Raw genomic sequence first — 22,447 nt, forward strand, 5'->3', positions numbered from 1 at the left:
GCTTTCTTGGCCTGATCGAACAGGTCACGCACGCGACTGGCACCAACACCGACCAGCACTTCAACAAACTCAGAGCCGCTCATGGAGAAGAAGGGCACGCCTGCTTCACCAGCAACGGCACGAGCCAGCAGTGTTTTACCAGTTCCCGGAGGACCCACCAGCAACACACCACGAGGAATCTTGCCGCCCAGACGCTGGAACTTCTGCGGCGTCTTGAGGAACTCAACGACTTCTTGTAGCTCGTATTTGGCCTCGTCAACGCCTGCGATATCCGCAAAGGTGGTGCTTGGCCGATCCTCAAGAATCAGCTTGGCACGACTTTTGCCGAAATTAAAGATCCCCTGTTGACCCTGAGAGACACGGCGGCTCAGGTAGATAGAGACACCAATCAGGAAAATGAGCGGCACAACGGTAATCAGCAGGTTAATCAAGAGCGAGTTATCTGGTGGAGGCTCATACGTGAATGTTGTAACGTTATTCTTGCGGAGCAAATCCGGCAACTGTGGATCCCGTATCGGGAGCTGATACGTTTTAAACTCTTTATGATTCTTGTATGAGTTCCTGAAGGTACCGGTGATCTCACTGTCTCCCTGAAAGGTGACAGACTCAACGTTCTTCTGCTCCACCTGTTGGAGAAACTCGCTGTAATCCATTTCAAAGCGAGGCGAATTCGCGTTTCTCCCGAGAGTGTTAAAGTAGTTAAAGAGAAAAAGCGCCAGCATAGCCAGAACTAACACCAGTAACCACGTGTTAAAGCGGTTGCTCGGGGGTGGATTGGAGTTCTGCCCGTTCGGGCGGCCTGAGGGGCCGGGGCGCATTGGTTGTCTATCGTTACTATTTTGTAGCCAGAGATTGTTGTCCGGCTTGTTGTCCATGAGAATTACCTGCTTTCTGGGCCTCCAACGATTACCCTTTGATAATCTACTGAAAAAGGATAAACGGGCCATCTTATGGCATTGTTTATTATATCGTACTGCGATTGGAAATGCACGTACAAATAGATCAGCGTATACATATTGTGGTCTCTCTTTTCTAAAACGGATATTTTGTCTCCGGCTTGAGTTCTGATAGGATCAGGAGGCACGGAGAGAGAGACCGGAGGGATAAATCTACTTTCTTCTATACGTTATACGTTGGTGATATGCTTCAGGTATTACATTTTGTCGGGCGACGAGAAATTTGCTGAAGCGGCGCGAGAGGCAGGAAAGGCCGAGCCCGGATGTGTGGAACGGTGCAGCGCTCGCTTCTGCTCGACCTGTTCCCTGTTGCCCTACTCAAACGGACGGGCGTGAAGCTGAAGAATCAATTGATGCGAGGAGCCGGGCTGAATGTTCAGACGTTCTTGCTTCAAATTCAGACTGTTCTCTCCAGCAACAACCGGCTCAAAACAGATAAATTCGTGATCGGGCGCTGTGACCGGTTCGGACCAGATCTGGAGATGTGCCAGTGAGTAGGAGCTATTGACCGGAAGCTCGCGGATGCTGAGGAAGCCTCCTTTTGGGATTTGAACGTTGAGCTCATGGTTGGTAAAAGGATAGAGCCTGTCGGGCGGGTTCGTATCCCACTGGAACTGATCGATTGCGAAGCCTTCGGGGCCATCAGTAATCACCTGAGCTTTTTCTGCCTGCCCGACGGCAAAGTAGGGATGGAAGCCGGGCGCAATCGGCATGACCTCGCTGGAATGATTCTCCATTGTCAGCGTATAGGTCAGTGTGTTCTCGCTGACCTCAATATGCGTGAGAAACCTGAAGTCGTAGGGATATTGTGCGTGGGTGGTCTCGTTGCTGTTCAATTGCAGCGTGATGCTGCGGGGAGTCTGGGCTGTAACGCTCCAGGGAAGCAAGCGCCCAAAGCCGTGCATGGGGAGCGAAGTTCCCTTATCCTCAAAGATCCCATCTTTCAACCGAGAGAAATTGGGAATCATCAGCGGCATGCCCCAACGGCGCACGTTGCCAGTTCCTATCGCCCGATAGAGGACCGGCCAGTTACCCACTTGAAAGTGAGAGACGAGATTAATTTCCGGGAGAATCCCGATTGTGGTATCGCCGCATGTCAGGACGCGCTCCTGTTGCATCGGGAAATCCGTTGGCTTTTCCATTGTTGTGTCTATCTAGCCTCCTTTAGTGATGATTTCTTGCAATGGAGTTTCTCTCGTCTGCATTGTCTTTCATGGAGTGAGAAGATTGCAAGCCCTCCTCGCCTCTGGCCTTACTCGCCTGCACACAGAGGAGGCCGAGTAGATATGCGCCGCATGCTAACCAGAGTGCCGTATGCATTCCTGCCAGAAATGCCCCTTTTTCTGCGACCCCGACCAGCATGCCCAGCAGGGCGACGCCAAGCACGGAGCCGACCTGCCGGCTCGCGTTTAAGACCGCAGCCGCGATGCCAGAACGCTCTTCAGGAGCGGCCGCGATACAGGCCGTGGTCATGGCTGGCATGGTAAAGGATGTGCCGAAGCCTATCGCCAGCATCGGCAGACAAAGCAACCAGTAAGGTGTATGTGCCTGAGCAATACTCAGCGCCAAAAAGCCCAGAGCTGCACTGAGGAGCCCGAGGAACATGGGGAGGTGTGGCCCGTATCTCCCGGTTACACGTCCCGCCAGAGACGAGCCAATCAGCGCCATACCTACCTGTGGCAGAACTGCCAACCCTGTGTGAAAAGCGTCCAGTTGCTGGACCTGCGCAAAGTAAAGATTGAGGACAAAGAGCTCTCCATAAAAGGAGAAGTTGAGCAGAAGGCCCAGGAGCGTGGTGAACGAAAAGGCCGGACGCTGAAAGAGGGCAAGCGGAAGCATGGGCCGACTGACGCGCTTCTCGATCAGGAGAAAGAGCAGCGTCGCCAGAACCGCCGCAGCCAATGAGCCAACAATGAGCGGATTGAGCCAGCCAAGATGACGCCCCTCGATCAATAGAAACGTCAACAGACCAAGTGCCAGGCAGCCAGTTACCTGCGCCCCGGGATCGAAGCTCTGCTGCCTGTTCGCTCGGCCTGGTGGAAGAACACGAAGCGTTAGCAAGAGCCCGAGGAGCCCAATCGGTACGTTGACCAGAAAGATACCGCGCCAGCTCAACATCTGTACAAGGAAGCCTCCGAGAACTGGACCCGTTGCCGCTGCAATCCCGGCGATAGCTCCCCAGGCTCCAATAGCGCGAGCACGGCTTTTGGGCGTTGTGAAGATCTGGTTCAGCAGCGCCAGCGAGGAGGGGAGCAGCAAGGCCGCCCCGACCCCCTGAAGCACCCGGGCCGCTTGAAGCATCCAGAGCGACGGTGCAAGGCCGCAGAGCGTCGAAGCCAGCGTGAAGAGCAGCAAGCCCGCACTGAATATACGTCTGTTTCCGAAGCGGTCTCCGAGCAGTCCGGCGCTCAGCAGCAGGCTTGCCAGGATCAGACTATAGCCGTCAACCAGCCAGGTGCGGGCCAGCGGGTCCGCATGCAGTTGCAGGCGCATATTTTCCAGCGCGACATTGACAATTGTCGTATCGAGGATCACCATAAAGTAGCCGGTGCAGACCGCGATCAGAGGCGCGATTCCGGCCACGCGCGTTTTTTGCAAGCCAGTCATCTTGTTCTTTTCCTCCTTTTCACACTATCACAGTGTAGGGGCAAAATAGTTCGGTGAGACGTGAACTATTTCGCGGGTATAATGTGGGGAAATAGAAAAGACGTTCTCAAAAGGAGAGGGAGACCATGCAAGGTGATATCAATATTGCACCATTTGCTGAATTGCTGGCTGATCCAACACGTGTGACCATCCTGTTGCTGCTTTCGGATGGAAGAGCTTTTACCGCCGGGGAACTGGCTCGCAAGTCCAAAGTTGCGCCTTCAACCATCAGTGGGCATCTTCGGCGGTTGGTTGATGAGGGGGTATTACGTATGGAAAAGCAGGGGCGAAATCGTTTCTTTACCCTGCGTGACCCATCCATTACACATGTGCTGGAAATGCTGGCGCTTTACGCTCCAACACAAGCGATTCGGACCTTGAGCGAGTCGGAGCAGGCCAGTGCGGTACGTCAGGCACGTATGTGTTACAACCATCTGGCCGGGGAACTGGGAGTGCGGATTACGGAGGCAATGGAGCGGCGTGGGCTTGTGGAAGCACTGGAAGAAGGCTATATTGTCACGGCAGCGGGAGAAGAGTGGCTTGACACCCTGCGCGTTGATCGAAGCAAGCTGAAAAAGCGGGAGCCTATCTTTGTTCCCTGGCATATCGATTGGAGTGAGCGCAGACACCATCTGGCTGGAGCGCTGGCGGCCGCCCTTGCCCGGCGTCTTTTTGAGCTGAAGTGGATGTTCCGCCTGCCAGATAGCCGAGCGGTGCGCCTGACCGACGCAGGGAAGCAGGGACTCGGCGAAATGCTGGGCCTGGAAGTGCACTGAGGCGGGAAGCGTTCGGGGCAGTGTGAAGGAGCAGAGGGAAGCGGCGATATCACGGAGTTCTTCTATGTCGGCAGGAGAAAAGGCGCGTTCTTTGACATTTTGTTTGGTTTAAGCTAGAATTCAAGAAACTCCTGGACTTTGGGGCTACACAATCCAGGCTGGTATCAACGAGGAGGCGTAGCCGCCACAGCAAGTGTTTACCTGTACCGATGTCCACGGAACATGCATATTGAGCATATTCATAAAAATGTATGTGGTGGCATGAGGTGTCAGTACACACCTGCTCCACAACAACAACGGGGCTCAATGACTATGGAGGAGAGAAAGGAAAGAGAAGCGTCGGAGGCATTGAAAGGAAGAGATCGCTCGAATGGGCTGAGAAGAGAGGAAAGGAAGACTGTGCCAGCACATATCGCGATTAAGGGGACGCGTAGTGGCTTGCTCCTGACGCTGGAACCGGAAATGCCGTTTAGTGACTTATTGAATGCACTGGCTGAACGGCTTGCTGAGGCTCCTGCCTTTTTTCGGGGAGCCTCTTTAACGGTTGATACCAGTCGTCGTGCGCTTCGCGTGAGTGAGCGAATCCAGTTGGAGAGGCTGCTTGCGCACTATCAGATGTCGGTAGCCGCAATCGACAGGGTGGATGTGCAGAGAGAGGCCAAAACGGTTCAATTGCCGCCCGAACACTTTGCACCGATGAGTCCCCCGCCAGCTCCTCCCCCGACACCACGGGTGACGGTGACACGGGAGCTGCAACCGGCAGCTATGCCAGCTTCGGTTACAAAAGACCCGCGCACTTCAGCAGATACGCTCTTTATCAGAAGGACGGTTCGTTCGGGCCAGGCAATCAAACATGCGAGTAATATCGTTATCCTCGGTGATGTGAATCCAGGTGCAGAGATCGTGGCGGGAGGCGATATCATTGTCTGGGGGATGCTGCGCGGCATGGTTCACGCGGGTTATCCCAACAACGAGAGCGCCGTTGTGTGTTCGCTGTACCTATCACCGGTGCAATTACGTATAGCTCATTTGCTCTCGCGTCCACCCGAGGGCTTTGAGGCCCAGACCAGTCCCGAAGTGGCGATGATCCGTGAGGGCCAGATTGTGGTTGAGACCTGGGTGAGTGGTCGTCCTCCACGCAAGTAGCGTGAATATACCACTCCGCCTTGAAAAACAGAAGGGCAGAGCTGCGCCGCATCTTTCCGCGTGAATGCGCAACAAACGGCGTTGTTTTGGTCTGTGTCGTTTTCTATTTCAGGACGGTTCGTGGTATACTATGTAGCGATTGAGCGAGATCACAACGCTCGTCAGCAGAGAACAGAACTGAAGACAGGGGAGTAAGGTCATGGACAGCAGGATTATCACGATCACATCAGGCAAAGGTGGCGTCGGCAAGACAACCACAACGGCGAATCTGGGAACGGCATTGGCATTGCAAGGAAAGAAGGTTGCGGTTGTTGATGCTGATATTGGACTTCGCAACCTCGATGCCGTGTTAGGGCTGGAAAACCGCATTGTCTATGACCTTGTAGATGTAGTAGAGGGGCAATGTCGGTTGAGACAAGCTTTGATTAAGGATAAACGTCTCCCGGACCTCTATCTTCTCCCTGCTGCTCAAACACGTGATAAAAATGCCGTCAACAGCGTTCAGATGGAACAGCTCTGCCAGCAGTTGCGTCAGGAGTTCGATTTTGTGGTGATCGATTCTCCAGCAGGCATTGAGCAGGGGTTCCGCAATGCCATTGTCGGGGCGGATGAGATTATTATTGTGGCAAATCCCGAAATGGCTTCTGTCCGTGATGCAGATAGAATCATTGGTTTGGTTGAGGCTGCGGGCAAGCCAGAACCTCGACTGGTGCTCAATCGGTTGCGCCCCGAGATGGTCAAACGGGGCGATATGATGGATGTGGCAGACGTACTGGAAGTATTGGGCATTGATCTGTTAGGAATTATTCCTGAGGATGAGGCTATCATTGTTGCTACCAATAAGGGTGAGCCAGCAGTCTATGATAAGCGCTCGCGGGCTGGACGGTCCTTTGTGAATGCTGCCTTACGCCTGCTAGGTGAAGAAATTCCTCTTGAGGATGTCGTCTCAGAAGCTCCGTCACTTCTGGAAAAACTACGACGCTTGGTAGGGTTTGGGCCTGCGCCTGCGGATAGGCGGTTGCGCTCTCAATCATCCTAAAGGGGGCAAGTTATGGGTGTTTTTGAATTTATGGTCGGGAAAAAAAAACCGACACCGGGTGAGGTGGCGAAGGAGCGCTTAAAAGTCGTACTGGTTCATGATCGGCTCAAGGTCAGCCCCGAAACACTCAATTTGATTAAAAAAGAGCTGATCGGCGTGCTTTCTCGTCGCCTGGAGGTTGATGAGAAACTGGTCCAGATCAATCTGACGCGCGAAGCGGGCTATGATAAGCTACAGGCAGATATTCCGATTAAGCGCCAGCGCGTGACGTTTGATTGGGACCCGCCCGCTTATACTCCCTCTGAAGAGGTCTTGCGGGGCCGCATTAATATCGAGGACGATGAGGGAACCCACGATTAAGCAGGAAGACAGCACCCTTCTGGTCTGCTGTCATTTTGTTTTCTGATTCCAGCGAAATCCATCCTTTGCAGGCGCGACGGATGGATTTTTTGTTGTCCACGAAAAGCGTGCACAGCATTCATTCTGTAATATCAGAAAATACTGGTGCACATTAAAGAGATTGACTTCTATCTTTTCTATCGTGTTTTAAATAGAGATATTATCTCATAATGATATCGTTATAGCTAAATAATCTACAGAAAAGGTTAAGAAGTCTGCTCGTACGTATATCTATTCTTAACTGATTCTTCATGTATTCATAACCTGAAAGAGAAAAGACGATGTTACAATACTATTGACGGAGCTTCCAGACGATATGGAGGCGAGTTTGACAAATCACGATATCTGGACATTCAAGCATCAGGCTCTTTTGTCGGTGCTGTGTGAAGGTGGAAAGGAGGGAGAGACGACAACAAGAGAGATGGCCCGGTGTTAATGAAGTGCCGGTGTGGAGATATGGTGGTGTGGTTGTGGTGGTTATTGTATCCTCGTGGTGGTTGTGGTGAAAAGATCATTCCACTGAAAAAGGCTTTGGCTTTCTGGCGTTCGGTTTGTGTGGGGTGGAGTATGCAGGTGTTGAGACGCTGGAAAGGGGAAAAGCAGTGCGATCCCTCAAGGGTGGTTGTGTGGGAGTAGTGAGGAAAAAGTATGAGGGGGGAATGATTGAGTGTAGAGGCGAGAAAAAGGATACAATACATGTGAGGAAGAGATGTTCCCTGGGGATACATTGTTATCCGACAGCGTGAAACATGCTCGACTACACCGGCGTCTGAAATTGCCGGATGCACTCCGGCACTTCATTGACATGGCCGGGTAATCTGCCTGAAAAGATATGTGGTGAGTAGTGTGAGTAGGGTAGAACGGAGACATAAAGAGAGAAGATGGCATCAGCATTCGTCTCTATTCATACCGCAATCCGCCTGTGGTATCAGTAGAGCCGTCTGGCCACCTGAAGTACGGCGCAGTGTTCCGATCAGTCGGAGCGCCATTAAACGCCGAAAAAAAGGACAGAGCCATGAAGCGGGCGCGACGGGGCATGGGGTGCGCTTGCGCCGCTCACGGTTCTGGCGCTCTTTCTTACTCCTTTTTTATTGCTTGGTTATTGTGGCTGTGATTGTGACCGGTGTGTTGCTGACAATATTTGTGCTCAGTCCCTGGGTGATGTTGTTACTGCTTGCTATCGCGTGGGCTATGACAGCGGCGGTAACGGTCTGGCTTTTGTTTTTGGAGATTCGTGCCTCGCTTCGCTATAAAAAGCTGAAAAAGGCAAAGCTGCGCGAGCAAGAGCAACCGCATGACCAACAGCAGACACAAACACAGGATCGTTCCGCGCCCGAAACCCCGGTTCCTGCCATTCCCTCAACCCCTCTGGTACGTGTGCTGGAAACAATCGATCTCTCCTCGACCAATGTAGAGCATTTCCTTGAGCATGACCCCTCACAGGAAGCCGAGAACTCTTTACCTGTTACTCAGACTGATGATACGGAAGAGAACGATGATTCAGGTGAAGTAGTCGAAGAGAAAAAGAACGGGGAGGAAAAGGGAGAGAATCGTGAGAAGAAGATATGACCTTCGGGTAAATTCATTGACCCTCTTTCTTCTGGCTAGGTATGATACCTGTTGGTATAGTGGGAGTATTCTGTCAGTTTCTGGAACATGCTGAACGCATTGGTGCATCACAAGCGGGATGTTCCGGGCTGCGAGATACAGAATGCAGGCGGTTCGGTTGTGAGCCGCTGAAAACCAGGGAGACAGGTGTTGTTACTTAGCCAGCGAGAGATGTGGCCTGCCGGGAGAATATGACCGCGCCCGCGAACAAGCAGATGTGCAAGGAAACAGGTAGGGAGCACCTGCCCCATCTCTGGCTGAAGGAGGGGTGCTGTGAGTGATCAGCAAATACAGAAGGTGAAAGTCAAGCGTCTGGTTCATGTTGGACTCTGGGTTGCGGACGTTCCCGCACAGGCGCGTTTCTATCACCAGATACTTGGCCTGAATTTGCGCCTTGATACCGCCGATACGAATGATGGGCTGGATGATAACGAGAGCAGCCTTTTTCTTACGTTAGATGAGACCACGCATTGTCTGGGCCTCTTTGAGGATACTCGCCCGGTGATCCAGAAGGGACGTAAGCCTGTACAGTATAGTCCACTGCATCACCTGGCCTTTGGTGTTGATACTGATGCCGAACTGGCCGCTCTGGCCGCTCGGCTGCAAATGGCCGGAGTAGAGCTTTCTTTTGAACCTCGCGATGGTGATCCCGATCAGGGAGATACGCTCTGGTTCCATGATCCTGATGGAAACCGGGTCGAGATTCTGGTGACCGCGAACGAGCTGTTGACACCTCCACATGCGACCCGCAAGGCGCACCTGTTGCGGCGTCCTCTGGCGTTACAGCATGTGGCTTTGCAGACGGAGCGCCTTGAAGAGATGGTTGAGTTCTATACAGAAGCGCTCGGCTTCGATATCTCGGATTGGCTGCTGCGTGAGTGTGCGTGGTTGCGCTGTGACAGTAATCACCACTCGCTGGTACTGCTTCAGGGCAAGACTGGCATCGATCACGTCGGATATGCTATTGCGAATGGGACGGAGCTTTTGCACTGGGCTGATCATCTCAGTCAGCAGCAGGTGCCCATTCTCTGGGGGCCGGGTCGACATGGTGCCGGAGAAGACCTCTTCGTGCGTTTTGCTGATGTTGAGGGTATTCAGGTGGAGCTCTCGGCCGAATTGCAGCAATATCATGACCGTGATGTGACAATTCCGCCGCGCCTGTGGCATACGCGTTCAGCAGCCTGGAATCTCTGGGGCATATTACCGCCCTGGATGCGCGAAGAAACACCAGTATAAAGCAGGAAAGCAGAAAGGGAAACAGCGCCTTTCTGCTCTCTTTTTTTGCGGGTGTTATTTCCCGGCTTCGACAATGCGATTGCGCAGGGTACCAATTTGCTCAACTTCGGATTCAACAACATCGCCGGGCTTCAGGAATTCAGGAGGCTTGCGCGAGAAGCCAACGCCGCTCGGGGTGCCGGTCGCAATGATGTCTCCGGGCTCAAGCGTCATACCCTTTGAGAGGATTGCGATTGATCGGGCAATTGAGAAGATCATCATGCCTGTATTGCCGTCTTGCTTGGTCACACCGTTGACGCGCAAACGAATGCCAAGGTTCTGAGGATCGGGAATTTCGTCGGCGGTTACAATACAGGGACCCATCGGGCAGGTTCCGTCCAGACTCTTGCCTTTGAAGAACTGCTTGTGGTTTGATTGAAGATCGCGAGCTGTCATGTCGTTCAAAACGGTGTAGCCGAAGACATAGGAAAGCGCCTCTTCTTCTGAAATATTCTTGCCACGTTTGCCTATAATGACGCCTAGCTCAACCTCCCAATCCAGTTCGGTGGAGACGCTCGGGTCAATCTCGACGGTGCCAAACGGGCTGTTGACGCTGGTTGTTGCCTTAGTAAAGAATACCGGGATCTGAGGGATCTCCCCTTTATGCTCGCGGACGCCCGCCGTCTCCTTTGCGTGCTCGCTATAGTTGACGGCAAGGCATATCACGTTTTTACGTGGGCGGGGAATCGGGGCTGCCAGCTCGACTTCTGAGAGAGCGTGAACTGCGCCAATATCGGTGTATGTCTTGACCTCAGAGAAGCGGCGCTTTCCGGCCTTCTCTAGAAGGGCATCCAGTGCGGGGCGATAGTGCTCATAGTTGTCAATGAGATCGAGCATCTGGTCAGGGACGTCCTGCTTGAGAGCGCGACCCGCCAGGTCAACGTCAAGTACCTCATCATCACGGAGCAACCCCAGGTGAGGAGTTGGTAACTGCGAGGTGGAGAATGTGACGAAACGCATGGGTTCACTCCTTAACATTCAAGATAGAAGTACCTCATTGTACAACAAAGCAGGCAGTGTATGGCGCGAGCCAGCGTTAGATTTGCAGTGCCGTGCGCATGACATCCAGCGGGGCAGGCCGGTTGAACCAGAGCTCGAACGAGAGCGCTCCCTGATGGAGCAGCATCGGCAGACCATTTGCCGCGCGAAGCCCCATAGTACGCGCCTGAAGCAGCAGGTGGGTTTGAATCGGGTTATAGATCATATCGAAGACAAAGGTATCTGCTTCAAAGCGAGAAAGTACCTCTATTGGTAATGGGCTGACATCTCCATGCATGCCAACGGATGTCGCGTTGATGATGATTGATGACGAGTGAGAGATCAGGAACGCTGGATCATTCAGGCTAAACACCGGCCCATCATACACCTTCTGGATGTCCGCAGCGAGGTGCTGAGCGCGTTCCAGGCTGCGATTGAGGATAATAAGGCGCTGGACGCCGGCTCCTGCCAGCGCGAAGGCTGCCGCCCGGGCCGCTCCCCCTGCTCCAAGCAAAACCGCAGTATAGCCTGTCAATGCAATGGAGCCATCGGTGCTCTGCTCACCGATTCCATTTTCATAGAGGGCCATGAGCAGGCCATAGGCATCAGTATTGTAGCCATGCAGATAGTCGTCACGATGCACAATGGTGTTCACTGCGCCGATACGTTCCGCCAGTGGGTCTACCTTGTCAAGCAACGGAAGCACGGCTTCCTTATGCGGGATGGTAACGTTCGCTCCAATACAGTGCTTTTGACAGAGCGAGCGAATGCGATCAATCAATTGCTCGGCTGGAGTGCGCCAGAGGTCATAGCGGGCGGGGATTCCCAGAGCATCCAGTGCGGCTTGCTGGAAGCGAGGCGAGTAGGAATGTGCGACGGGGTCGCCAATTAAGCCCACGCGTAGATATGGTGTCACGCGGGATGGTACGTTGTTATTATACGTAGATAGCTGACTGGTTGGCATAGACATGCTCTCAAATAGCCATAGTAATAGGCCCTGGAGTAATTCTCCTGGTTGCAAGCCGTTTGTTTGACGTTTTGCCCACCTCTGAACCGAAGCGAGCGCCTCTCTTCAGTATAACAGAGAGAAAGGGAGAAAAGAACCATTCTCTTATCATGATACCATAAAGCCTCGGCTTTTTTGGTGACAAGGTGTGGCGCGTGCATATGGTACTATATAGAGTGAAACGCATCTGGATGACCTTGCGTTGTCAGGTGCTCTTGCTGTATTGCTCTGAAAAAAAGACGGGAGAAGGAATGGTATGGCGATACAACCGCGGCTGGCTGCAACGGTGATGTTGTTGCGCGATGGAGCGCCCGGGCGTGAGGGAATAGAGGTCTATATGGTGCGGCGAGTGGTGCAGAGCGAGTTTATGCCCGATATCTATGTGTTCCCTGGTGGGTCTGCCGCCGCAGACGATCGAGCGCTTGAGCAACAGGCGCCCCTCACGGTAGAGCTAGAGGGCGCTGACCCGGAGGGACGCACTGCCCTGGGAAGTGGGGTCAGGGCTGCAGCTATCCGTGAGCTTTTTGAGGAAGGAAACGTCCTTCTGGCATATCGTGGCACCGATGTGCTGGCGATTCCACAGGAAGATGTTGAGCGCTTTGCGAGCTATCGGCAGCAATTAAACGAGCGTGCCGTCAGCTTGCGTACTATTCTTGAGCAGGAAGGGTTGCAGCCCGCCTTCGATCAGCTTGCCTATTTCGCGCACTGGATTACCCCGGAACAGCTTCCACGGCGCTTCGACACTCATTTCTTTCTTGCAGCAGCTCCGGCACAGCAGGAAGCGCTCTATGATCGTCTGGAAACCAGCGAGGGTCTCTGGATTGAACCGGTGGTCGCGTTGGAACGCTTTGAGGCGGGAACCTTCCCGATTGCCTTCCCGACCTTCCATCAGCTTCGGGATCTCTCGGCATTTCGTACTGTGCGGGAGGCCGTGGAGGCGACCAGAACGCGTTATGTGCCAACGCATCAACCATGCTGGCTGGAACAAGAAGGCGGGCCGTTTGTCTATTTACCAGAAACGCCGGATTTCCTCTGGAAGCTCTAAGAGAGGATAAACAACCTATGGAACTGTATACAGTGCTGCTTGCACCGAATGCTTCGATGATGACAGGACCGGGAACTAATACGCTTGTTCTGGGAGAGCCTGCAAGCGGCGCCCTGGTGATTGATCCTGCCGACGCCAACCCTCAGCACCTCGATGCGATTCAGCAAGCGGCTGAGGAGCGTGGCGGCGTCGCTCGGATTCTGTTGACACATAGTCATCCCGACCATATCGGGGGGGCGGTTGAGCTGCGCGAGCGAACCGGAGCCGCTCTTTATGGCTTTCGTCGTGAGACGATGCCCTTTCTCGACCATGAAATTGCTGACGGGACGACCTTCTCCACTGGAAGCGATACGCTCCGGGCGCTCTATACGCCGGGTCATTGTGCTGATCATCTCTGTTTCTATCTCGAAAAGGGGCGCGTGCTCTTTGCTGGAGACGTAGTGGCGGGTGTTGGCACCGTCGTGATTGAAGATCTCTTTGACTATATGGAGACGTTGCATCGCCTGCAAGCGCTGGATATGAACGAGATGGTGCCGTCTCATGGGCCGGTGATTCAGAACGCACAGGCAAAGCTTGCGGAATATATTGCCCATCGTATGGAACGTGAACAGCAGATTATCGCCGCGCTTGATCAGGGGGAGGCGACGGTAATGGAACTGGTTCGGCGAGTCTATACGGACGTTCGCGAGAGCCTGTACCCGGTCGCGGCGTTCTCTGTCTCGGCCCACCTGAAAAAGCTTGAGCGGGAGCAGCGTGCGATCTGCCAGGACGATCGCTGGCGGTTAAAGGGGAGGGAATAGCAGTGCCTCCCCTTTGTTATAGGTGTTACCGCCTGAGCAACAGGCCAAGCACACTGAGCGTTGCCAGCCCGAAGCAGAACCAGCCCGCAAGGCCCTGGTGTAAGGAATGCAAATAGATCCCTGAGCCAAGCGAAGAGCCAAAGACAAGGAGCCAGGTGAGAGCGCTCGAAGCGCTGCCTTCGCTGATTGTTATCTGCCCGTTATGTCGCTTGCGCTTACCGTTACCGGTAAAGTTGTTGACCTTTACTTCGACCTGCCCGGACTCGATCTGGCTGATAAGACGTTCCAGTGAGCCCGGAAGTGTGAGCAGGAGCTTTCCCGTGTTGAGCACTTCCCGGAAGAGATCCTGTGATGCTTGCGCGATGCCTTTGCTATCCCATTGCAGGAACTTGCGCGCATAGGGAAGTGCGACATCAAAGAAGTTAAATTCTGGAGCCAGTCCGGTTGCAACACCAACCAGTGTCCCGACTGCCCGGCCGCTGAACGCGAACTGGGCCGGGATCTGAAATGGTTGCCCGTAGAGCAGGCTTTCAAGATCGCTGGCAAGTTGGCTGAAATCGATATTGCTGACCTCACCGAGCGTCATACCGTAATACTGATCGAGCAGAATGGTGATGCCGCGCTCAAGCGTTGTCAGATTGGCTCCCTTGCCGATAAAGCCCAGTTTGAAGAGCGCCTCAACGATATCGTGAGCGTTGCGCATGACCAGAGCAATGAAGAGATCCCGCAAAGTCTTCTTCATATAGCTGGTCAGAGTGCCAACCATGCCAAAGTCAACGAGGGCGATGACCGGATCATCGACCGGTGAGCCTTTTTTGACAAAGATATTGCCGGGATGCGGATCAGCATGAAAGAAGCCGACTTCAAAGAATTGATAGAAATAGGCTCGTACTGTCCGGTTCGCGACCTCCAGCCGATCGAAGCCTGCTGCTTCTAGCGCGGCGTAATCGTTTAATTTGATGCCATCGATCCACTCGATCACAAGCACATGATGGGACACATACTCGTCGTACACGCGCGGAATAGAGATGGTGGGATCGTCTTTGAACATCTCCTGAAAGCGCTTGATATTGGCGGCTTCCGTCACATAGTCGATCTCCTCAAAGACGGTCCGACGGAACTCGCGAAAGAGTCCAACCAGATCGACAAAATCTGGATTCACAAAGCGGTTGACCACCCAGATCACAAAGCGTATCGTGCTGAGATCCATGCTGACAAGCTGGTGTATATGAGGGCGCTGGATCTTCACGGCTACCGTTTCCCCGGTTGAGGCGAGCACGGCTTTATGGACTTGTCCGAGCGAGGCGGCCGCGGTACATTTTCGTTCCAGCACACTGAAAATCTCTTCGACAGGCTTGCCAAGCTCTGTTTCAAGGACGGCAACCACATGCTCGAACGGGGCCGGGGGCACCTCGTCCTGAAGGTCGGCAAGCACTTTCAGGGCATCCTCGGGGAGCATATCGGCGCGTGAACTGAGGAACTGCCCGAGCTTAATCATCAGAACCCCCAGTTGGATAGCCGTATCGCGGAAGGCCTCCAGCACCTTGATGAGTACTTCGCTATTTGGTTTCGCATCATAATCGCCACGCTCTCTTGCTCGAATCACGCGCTGGCGCTCCCGATAAATGACCCATATCGTCCAGAGGAGCAGACGCGAAACCCGATAGAAACGTACGATCTGAGCAAACCTGTTGATGTGCGGTGTTTTTGCCCGCATACAGACGCCTTTCGTTCCCTGTTACAATGACTCCGTTTCTCTAATAGTAGTACGGCCACGCAAGGGATCGGTTCAAGGACCACTTCTCTGGCTATGTCCCTTGTCGGAAGGGGAGGTGCTGGCGCGGGGCCAGTCAGCGACGCTCGTTTACACATGCTATAATAAAGCACATAGAGAGAATGGAGGGACTTGATAGAAGGGCTCACGGGGAGAACGCTCAGAAGGTGGTTTGTGCTTCATGTTCTATGCCTGGTAGCGAGAGGGGGCGAGGGAGAGGGTATTCCCCGGTCTACAGCGTCAATGTGGAAAACTAGAAACAGAGGTGATTTATTTTGGTTCATTGTTGTAATCGTGTGCATTCTCTTGGGGATGGGTACAGCCTGTTTGCCTGGCAAGAGCCTGTTGGAACAGGACCCGCCCCGACTGCCCGTTCGTTTGCTCTGCCTGGTGCCGAGGTGCAATTCCCGCCTGATCGTCCTGCCGACGTGAAGCACGTCAAACTTGATATCAGTCTGGATTTCGATCAGGAGACGGTCAGTGGTACCGCCTATACCACCTTTTCCGCTCTCTTTGAAGAGGTAACCAGCGTCACGTTTGATGCGATTGAGCTTCATATTGATGAAGTCACACTTGTTGGTGGCGGAAAACTGGCGTACAGCGTCGGAGAAAAGCAACTTGTTGTCACGCTGGATCGCGTCTATCAGCATGGTGAAGAGTTTACTGTTGCGATTTCCTACCATGCCCGCCCCCGTATCGGATTGAATTTTGTCAAACCAGCTCCCGAAGAACCCGGGCGCTTTACCCATTGTTATAGTTTCCATCAGCCCCAGTACGCCGCTTACTGGTTCCCCTGTCATAACTGCCCCAACGATCGTGCGACCACCGAGATTCTGGTCACGGCTCCGGCCCAGTATATTGCCATCGCGAACGGCAACCTGCTGGAAGTCAAAGACAATGGCGCAACAAAGACACATCATTGGCTGCATTCCGTGCCTCATGCGTCCTACCTGCTCTCGCTGGTTGTTGGTGACTTCGCTGTCGTCGAAGATACCTTCCAGGGCATGCCTGTGACCTATTATGTGCGTAAAGATCGCGTTGAGGATGCTCGCCTGCTGATGGGCAAGACGCCAGAGATGATCCGCTTTTTCTCCGAGTTTATCGGCGTCGATTACCCCTATGATAACTACAAGCAGACAGTCGTGGAGTTGTATACTGGCGCAATGGAGCATACAACCACTACTACTCATTCTTTCTCGTTGCTGCTGGATCAGCGTGCCGCGCTTGATATGCGGCCGGACTATGAGGCGGTGGTTGCTCATGAGCTGGCGCACCAGTGGTTTGGTGATCTGGTCACCTGCCGTGACTGGTCGAATACCTGGCTGAATGAGGGCTTTGCCAGCTATTTTGATCAGCTCTGGGGTGAGCATGATCTTGGCAAGGATTATTTCAAATACTCCATGCACCAGGAAATGAAGTCCTACCAGAACGAGGACAAGCACTATCGCCGCCCGATTGTCTACAATGTCTGGAGCAATGAAGGATGGGAGATGTTCGATGCCCACACCTATAAAAAGGGTGAGTGGGTCCTGCACATGCTCCGGCATCAGCTTGGCGAAAAGGCGTTCCGTCGTGCGATTAACTACTATCTTCAGCGCAACCGCACCCGCGAGGTCGTGACGGCCGATCTTCAGCGTGCGCTTGAGGAATCGACCGGGCGCAGTCTGGAGCAGTTCTTCCAGCAGTGGGTGTATCATGGTGGCTACCCTGAGTTCGAGGTACAGTATAACTGGGATCGGGCGCAGAAACTGGCGAAGGTTGTGGTCAAGCAGACACAGAAGATCGACGATCTGACCCCCTGCTTCGTGGTGCCGGTTGAGCTGGCCTTTACTATCCCTGCCTCTGATGAGGCGGCAAAAGACCCCAACACCACCGATACCAGGACGCTCACGTTGCGCGTTGTCGTAGGCGAAGGTGGTCAGACCGAGCAGGCCTTCTTCTTCCCGCTTGAGCGTGAGCCGCTGATGGTGCGCTTCGATCCTGATGGCTGGGTTCTTAAGACTTTGCAGTTCCGCCTCCCAACGAACATGCTGTGCTATCAGCTTGCGCATGATCCTGATGTGCTTGGTCGCATTGAGGCTATCGAGGCGCTGGCAGAGCGCAGCGAGCCCGAGGCGTTGAAGGCGCTGGAAACCGCTCTATTGCAAGACTCGTTCTATGGCGTGCGAGCGGAGGCGGCCGCCGCTATTGGCAAGCAAGGCACCGATCAGGCACAGGATATTCTGATTCGCGCCTTGCAGGAGCTTGACCCGCATCAGCAGCCACAGGCCCGCGCCGCCATTGCGACGGCTCTGGGCGAATTTCAGGCTCCGGTGCGCAAAGAGCAGGCAGAGCGCTCTGCACAGGTCTTGAAGGCGCTGCTGGAGAAGGGCGATCCTAGCTATCGAGTTGAGTCCAGTGTGGCGGCGGCGCTCGGTAAGACACGCGTTGAGGGCAGCGTTGACGCGCTCTACTCGGTGCTTGATCGCTCTTCCTGGCTCTATATCGTGCATAGCGGCATCTTTACCGGTATGGGTGCCTCCGGTGATGAACGTGTTGTCGACACCCTGTGCCAGTACCTCGGCGACAAAACAAACTATGTCACGCTGCGTCGCTATGCTGCGGCAGGACTGGGCACTGTGGGTAGCAATAAGCTCCTCTACAGCGAGGAGGTGCGACAACGGGCGGTCACGGCACTCTGTCAGGCTGTTGAGCATGATAGTTGGGCTCCGACCCGGACAACGGCTGCCAGGGCCCTGCTTGCTTTCGGCGAGAAGCGGGCTATTCCTGTGCTTGAGCGGGCCGCTGAAAAAGATCTGGACGAGAGCGTCAAACGGGTTTCGCTTTCTGTGGCCGTTGCGCTCAAGTCGGCTGATGGAAGCGAAGAGCAACTTAAGCAGCTGCGCAAAGACCTTGAGGAGATCCGCGAGGAGAATCGTAAGTTGCGTGAGCGGCTTTCGGCTCTGGATGCCCGTCTCTCCTAGTTTTCGAGATAAAACAAAAGCTGTCCCTGCTGCGACTGGCGGGGACAGCTTCTTTTTTGGGGGTTATGCCACTGTACTGATCTTGAGACGACGAATATAGTTGTACAGCGCTACCCCATAGTAGAGAGCGAAACAGGCCGCATAGATCAGGCTGGCAATCAGTAGCGTTGTCCAGGTGATCCGGGCTGCAAAATCGGTTGCCAGGAAGAGGTGTAGCATATCCAGTGTCGCTACACTGCTATGCACAATGGCGATCAGAACCGGGATAAAGAAGAGGACCAGGAACTCAATGCCGATAATCCGTATACCCTCTCGTTTCTGCATACCGATTCGTGAGAGCGCATGGAACTGCCGTCGATCCTCCTCCTGCTGCGTGAACAGCTTAAAGTAGAGCGAACTTCCCGCAGCGATCAGGAAGAGACCGCTGACAATACAACCCGCAACAAGAATGATGTTGATTAATCCGTTCATTAGCGGCAGAGATTCATCGCTGTCAAGCCAGTACGTGCTTTCTTTCTCTGCTGCTTTTTTCGCAATGAGCCCATACAGATCAAGAGTATCTGGTACCTGCTGTAAATGGTAGCTCTGAATGCGGTACTGCTGTTGGATGGTACTGATCTTTTGAAGCTTCTGAAAGAGGTCGGTATTGACCACGAGAATGCTTGTAGGTATCGTTTCCCCATTGAAACCCGGGTTATTGAGCACGCGGTGCTCTCCCCGCTCAAAATGAAGTATGTGCTTCTGTGACCCGAATTGAAGCGTGAGAGTCTCCCCCTCTGTGGTGATGCCTCTGTTCCCTGTTGTGATCGCAAAAGGTACTGCATCCAGCAAATAGGCCTGATCCGGGGTGAGGGACGCAGGGATCTGCCCGGTGTTGTCCAGTCCCGAGGTATAACGGAACGCCATGTCACGGAGCTGCTGATAGGCGTCCTGGGAGACGATCTGTGCCTCTTCCCCGTTCACAGTGCCGGTCAGAAATAGTGTGACCTTCTGGTCCGTCACGGTGAGCCCTTCTTTTTTGAGGGTCTCCACAATCTGGTCAGGCGTGAGACGGAGCGGGTGTTCCATACTCTCCTTGATTTGCAAGCTGAAAGGATACGACTGTTCCAGGCTGATCCGTACAGACTGAAGGAAACCATAGACAGCGCCCATCGCAGACAGAACGGATGCATTCAAAATGGTGACAATTGCCAGGATACGGGCATAGTCGCGCAGGCGATGCGAGAGCCGCGAGACTATCAGCAGCTTGACGCCGCTTAGCGCCCGACGACGCAGGATGCCCAGCAGCCCGACCAGCAGTTCACTGTACAGAAAGAAGGTTCCTACAATTGCCAGGATGACAATCGGGAAGGCATTGTACAGAAACTGTACGCTAAAGGCGATGGCCATAATATAGGCACCTGCCAGACAGGCAAGGCCCAGAAGTACCTTGACCAGCGAGATTTTCGGCGGTATCTGGCGAACTCGCGCTCCCAGAAGCAAAATCCGTGGCGTGCGCCGCTGAACCCGCCAGGATGTGATTGCCGCTTCCAGCAGGAAGACAATGCCAAAAAAGATCACGGTGATTGTGAGCGGGATTGGCGAGAAAGCGAACGAAAGCGTGTTTGGTAAGCCCACTACCAGACCGATAAGCGCGAAAAAGAGTGGCGAAAGGATCAGCCCCGCAAGCGAGCCGAGCAGAATCGCGGCAATACCGATACAGATACTCTCAAGAAACACCATACGCCCGATTTGACCCGGTGTCATACCAAGCGTCATAAGCAGGCCAAATTCTTTGTTTCGTTCACGAATCAGCGTCGCGTGAAAGTAGAAAATGAAGAAGGCCGCAAACCAGGCGACGATAAAGACGCAGAGCCCGAGAACAACCGCGACCAGTTGAAGCTGTGCCAGGCGAGTTGCGTTCGGGTGGAAGAGAAAGCTAAAGAACAGGACAAAGACCATCACGGCCAGGGTGCTTGCTGTCAGGTAGCCCAGATAGCGGCGCATGGTCCTCCTGATGTTTTTCAGGATAATGCTACGCCACTCCATGTGAGCCCTCCAATTGGGCCAGCAGGTTCAAAATCTGCTGGAAGAATGCCTGTTGATCAGCACTGCGTTGCAGCTCGCTATGCACCTGGCCATCTTTGATGCTGACAACGCGGCGACTATAGCTTGCTGACAGGGGATCATGCGTCACCATCAGAATGGTTGTGCCGATCGTCTGATTTAAGCGCTGAAACAGTTCGAGCAGGGCCCGGGAAGATGCTGAGTCCAGGTTTCCGGTTGGCTCGTCTGCAAGGAGCAAGCTCGGATTATGGACGACGGCACGTGCGACGGCGGCCCGTTGTTGCTGGCCCCCTGAGACCTCGTAGGGATAGCGATTGAGATATTCGTTGATACCCAGAAAGCTCATGACCTTCAGAACGGCGGGGCGGATCTCTTGATTCTTTTTACCGTCGAGGCTGAGCGGCAGGGCTATATTTTCACCAAGTGTCAGCGTATCCAGCAGATTAAAATCCTGAAAGACAAAACCGAGATTGCGACGCCGAAACAGGGCCAGATCATTTTGACGCATGGACGCCATATTCTGTCCTTGAACCCAGATCTCTCCAGAGGAGGCTGTGTCCAGGCCTGCAAGTAGATTGAGCAGGGTGCTTTTTCCGCTGCCGGAAGGCCCCATGATGCTGACAAAATCGCCGCGTTCGACCGTCAGATTCAGACCCTTCAATGCGGTTGCCTGAACGCCTGTGCGCGCGTTGCCGTAGACTTTTGTGAGGTTGCGTACCTGTAAGACTGCATTCTGAGGCGCTGCGTGCATCTGTCCATGTGGTGCGGCCTGTGTCAGGTGGAATGGCTGCATACGTTGTTTCTCCCTCCATTGAGAAAAAGACTGGCTTTACTGGAGGTATTGTAGGGAGAAAATGTCGTAAGCGTATCGTGTATTTGTCTCAGAACTGTCGCATCCTCGGGGGATGCGCTATCTCCGATAGAGATGGCGCACAAAGTCAGACCATGCGTGTTGAAATCCCTTCCCCCAGACGAGGAGCAGGAGGGGGAACACAAACACGACTCGCTTATTGTAATGCCATGCCTTGCGAAACTCGCCATGTATGGTGCACGAGACCGCCCGTGTCATACCACAGCCGGGACAGGTGCGGTGCAGCAGGAGACGTGAGAGGCAGGGGATCGGGTGCGCTTCGAGCCATGACGAGGGAATCAGCCAGAAGAGCAGTGGCAGGAGAAGGTAGCCGACTACCTTCCCCGTGGCTCTTGAAGGGATTGTGTGCTTCATGATCTTCTCAGCGGCATGCCGTTCACATCGTTAAAGCTGCCTGTGATAATCATGATGAGATCGACCAGTGCCCAGATGCCACAACCGCCCGCGGTAAAGAGCATCAATAGACCGGTTCCGATTTTTCCGACATAGAAACGGTGCACGCCGAACGGTCCCAGGAAGATACAGAGAAGCAGAGTTACCAGCCAATCTTTTTGTTCATAACCGGGGATCCCGATTGGTTGTCCGTAAATGGGTTGCTGCTGATACCCTGGCTGTTGATAGCCAGGCTGTTGATAGCCAGGTTGCTGGTAACCGGGTTGTTGATAGCCAGGTTGCTGGTAGCCCTGTTGATAACCGCCCTGTTGCTGATATTCGGGGTTGGAATATGGTGGTTGATTCATGCCCATTGTTGAATTTGCCCTTCCTTCTCAAAAGTGAGAAAAACATGGTTGCGTAGCGTATACAGGCATTTCTTTTCCTCATTATAAGGGAGAGCCTGTGCATTGTCTGTGATTCCCCTCACAGGGTAAAGGACCGACTACGCTATCGTCAAACAGAATAGACAGTACTAGCCAGAATGTAATAATATTCTCGGCACGAATACTTGTCATACTTCTCTATACGTATTCGTATCGAGGGAGTGATATCGGTCAAAGAAGGTGGTCAGTATGGCCTTTTTTCCTGTTGAGAAAAAGCTTGCCTCATTCTTTATGAACGTAGTGATTGCGCGGCAGTAAAAGCAGAACTGAGCCTGTGCTGTCTTTCCCGGCCCTGGAAGGC

19 protein-coding genes are annotated in these 22,447 nt (G+C 53.7%); 9 read left to right on the forward strand and 10 right to left on the reverse strand.

Annotated elements, in window-relative coordinates:
* The 3 genes from EI42_RS29545 to EI42_RS29555 form a co-directional block, all read right to left on the reverse strand.
* The coding region (locus EI42_RS29545) for an ATP-dependent metallopeptidase FtsH/Yme1/Tma family protein (RefSeq protein ID WP_146505460.1) at positions 1–875 on the reverse strand (875 nt) is incomplete at its 3' end.
* A 395-nt stretch (positions 876–1,270) separates the two neighbouring features.
* Positions 1,271–2,098 carry an aldose epimerase family protein gene (locus tag EI42_RS29550; RefSeq protein WP_111326233.1) on the reverse strand — a complete coding sequence of 276 codons (828 nt, stop codon included), beginning with the start codon at positions 2,096–2,098 and terminating at the stop codon, positions 1,271–1,273.
* A 22-nt stretch (positions 2,099–2,120) separates the two neighbouring features.
* The gene (locus EI42_RS29555) at positions 2,121–3,563 is read right to left on the reverse strand and encodes an MFS transporter (protein WP_111326234.1); all 1,443 of its coding nucleotides are present in this window, start codon (positions 3,561–3,563) and stop codon (positions 2,121–2,123) included.
* Between the two features lie 125 nt (positions 3,564–3,688).
* Between EI42_RS29555 and EI42_RS29560 the strand changes: the two genes are divergently transcribed.
* The 6 genes from EI42_RS29560 to EI42_RS29590 all read left to right on the forward strand — a co-directional run bounded on the left by EI42_RS29560 (position 3,689) and on the right by EI42_RS29590 (position 9,806).
* Positions 3,689–4,378, forward strand: coding sequence for an ArsR/SmtB family transcription factor (locus EI42_RS29560; RefSeq protein WP_111326235.1), 690 nt, complete (start codon positions 3,689–3,691; stop codon positions 4,376–4,378).
* 399 nt (positions 4,379–4,777) lie between these two features.
* A complete protein-coding gene (gene minC / locus EI42_RS29565) occupies positions 4,778–5,524 on the forward strand; it encodes a septum site-determining protein MinC (protein WP_170143012.1) in 747 nt (248 codons plus the stop codon).
* Positions 5,525–5,723: 199 nt separating this feature from the next.
* Entirely contained in the window at positions 5,724–6,563 is an 840-nt protein-coding gene (gene minD, locus EI42_RS29570; RefSeq protein ID WP_111326237.1) for a septum site-determining protein MinD, read from the forward strand.
* A gap of 12 nt (positions 6,564–6,575) precedes the next feature.
* Complete coding sequence (gene minE / locus EI42_RS29575; protein ID WP_111326238.1) at positions 6,576–6,923, forward strand: cell division topological specificity factor MinE; 348 nt, start codon at positions 6,576–6,578, stop codon at positions 6,921–6,923.
* An 885-nt stretch (positions 6,924–7,808) separates the two neighbouring features.
* Positions 7,809–8,531 carry a DUF805 domain-containing protein gene (locus EI42_RS29580; RefSeq protein WP_137686126.1) on the forward strand — a complete coding sequence of 241 codons (723 nt, stop codon included), beginning with the start codon at positions 7,809–7,811 and terminating at the stop codon, positions 8,529–8,531.
* A 312-nt stretch (positions 8,532–8,843) separates the two neighbouring features.
* Positions 8,844–9,806 (forward strand): VOC family protein, encoded by a 963-nt coding sequence (locus EI42_RS29590; RefSeq protein ID WP_111326241.1) that lies wholly within the window; start codon positions 8,844–8,846, stop codon positions 9,804–9,806.
* A gap of 54 nt (positions 9,807–9,860) precedes the next feature.
* On the opposite strand, the gene EI42_RS29595 is transcribed toward EI42_RS29590, so the two are convergent.
* Positions 9,861–10,805, reverse strand: coding sequence for a fumarylacetoacetate hydrolase family protein (locus EI42_RS29595; RefSeq protein WP_111326242.1), 945 nt, complete (start codon positions 10,803–10,805; stop codon positions 9,861–9,863).
* A 76-nt stretch (positions 10,806–10,881) separates the two neighbouring features.
* Positions 10,882–11,787, reverse strand: coding sequence for a shikimate dehydrogenase (gene aroE / locus EI42_RS29600; protein WP_111326243.1), 906 nt, complete (start codon positions 11,785–11,787; stop codon positions 10,882–10,884).
* 298 nt (positions 11,788–12,085) lie between these two features.
* Between aroE and EI42_RS29605 the strand changes: the two genes are divergently transcribed.
* A complete protein-coding gene (locus EI42_RS29605) occupies positions 12,086–12,874 on the forward strand; it encodes an NUDIX hydrolase (RefSeq protein WP_111326244.1) in 789 nt (262 codons plus the stop codon).
* 17 nt (positions 12,875–12,891) lie between these two features.
* Positions 12,892–13,674, forward strand: a complete 783-nt coding sequence (locus EI42_RS29610) for an MBL fold metallo-hydrolase (protein ID WP_170143013.1) — start codon at positions 12,892–12,894, stop codon at positions 13,672–13,674.
* 25 nt (positions 13,675–13,699) lie between these two features.
* Here EI42_RS29610 and EI42_RS29615 read toward each other — a convergent pair whose 3' ends face one another.
* The gene (locus tag EI42_RS29615) at positions 13,700–15,391 is read right to left on the reverse strand and encodes an ABC1 kinase family protein (RefSeq protein WP_111326246.1); all 1,692 of its coding nucleotides are present in this window, start codon (positions 15,389–15,391) and stop codon (positions 13,700–13,702) included.
* Positions 15,392–15,744: 353 nt separating this feature from the next.
* Between EI42_RS29615 and EI42_RS29620 the strand changes: the two genes are divergently transcribed.
* A complete protein-coding gene (locus EI42_RS29620) occupies positions 15,745–18,411 on the forward strand; it encodes a M1 family metallopeptidase (RefSeq protein WP_211326412.1) in 2,667 nt (888 codons plus the stop codon).
* A gap of 63 nt (positions 18,412–18,474) precedes the next feature.
* Here EI42_RS29620 and EI42_RS29625 read toward each other — a convergent pair whose 3' ends face one another.
* From EI42_RS29625 to EI42_RS29640, 4 genes are all read right to left on the reverse strand, one after another.
* Positions 18,475–20,439: an ABC transporter permease gene (locus EI42_RS29625; RefSeq protein ID WP_111326248.1), complete on the reverse strand. Its 1,965-nt coding sequence runs from the start codon at positions 20,437–20,439 to the stop codon at positions 18,475–18,477.
* Positions 20,426–21,250, reverse strand: coding sequence for an ABC transporter ATP-binding protein (locus tag EI42_RS29630; RefSeq protein WP_281278939.1), 825 nt, complete (start codon positions 21,248–21,250; stop codon positions 20,426–20,428). The genes EI42_RS29625 and EI42_RS29630 overlap by 14 nt, the downstream gene beginning before the upstream one ends.
* Positions 21,251–21,367: 117 nt before the next feature.
* The gene (locus EI42_RS29635) at positions 21,368–21,682 is read right to left on the reverse strand and encodes a DUF2752 domain-containing protein (protein ID WP_111326249.1); all 315 of its coding nucleotides are present in this window, start codon (positions 21,680–21,682) and stop codon (positions 21,368–21,370) included.
* Complete coding sequence (locus EI42_RS29640; RefSeq protein WP_111326255.1) at positions 21,679–22,068, reverse strand: TM2 domain-containing protein; 390 nt, start codon at positions 22,066–22,068, stop codon at positions 21,679–21,681. The genes EI42_RS29635 and EI42_RS29640 overlap by 4 nt, the downstream gene beginning before the upstream one ends.
* Positions 22,069–22,447 lie beyond the last annotated feature (379 nt).

Source organism: Thermosporothrix hazakensis (assembly GCF_003253565.1).
GTDB classification, from domain to species: Bacteria; Chloroflexota; Ktedonobacteria; order Ktedonobacterales; family Ktedonobacteraceae; genus Thermosporothrix; species Thermosporothrix hazakensis.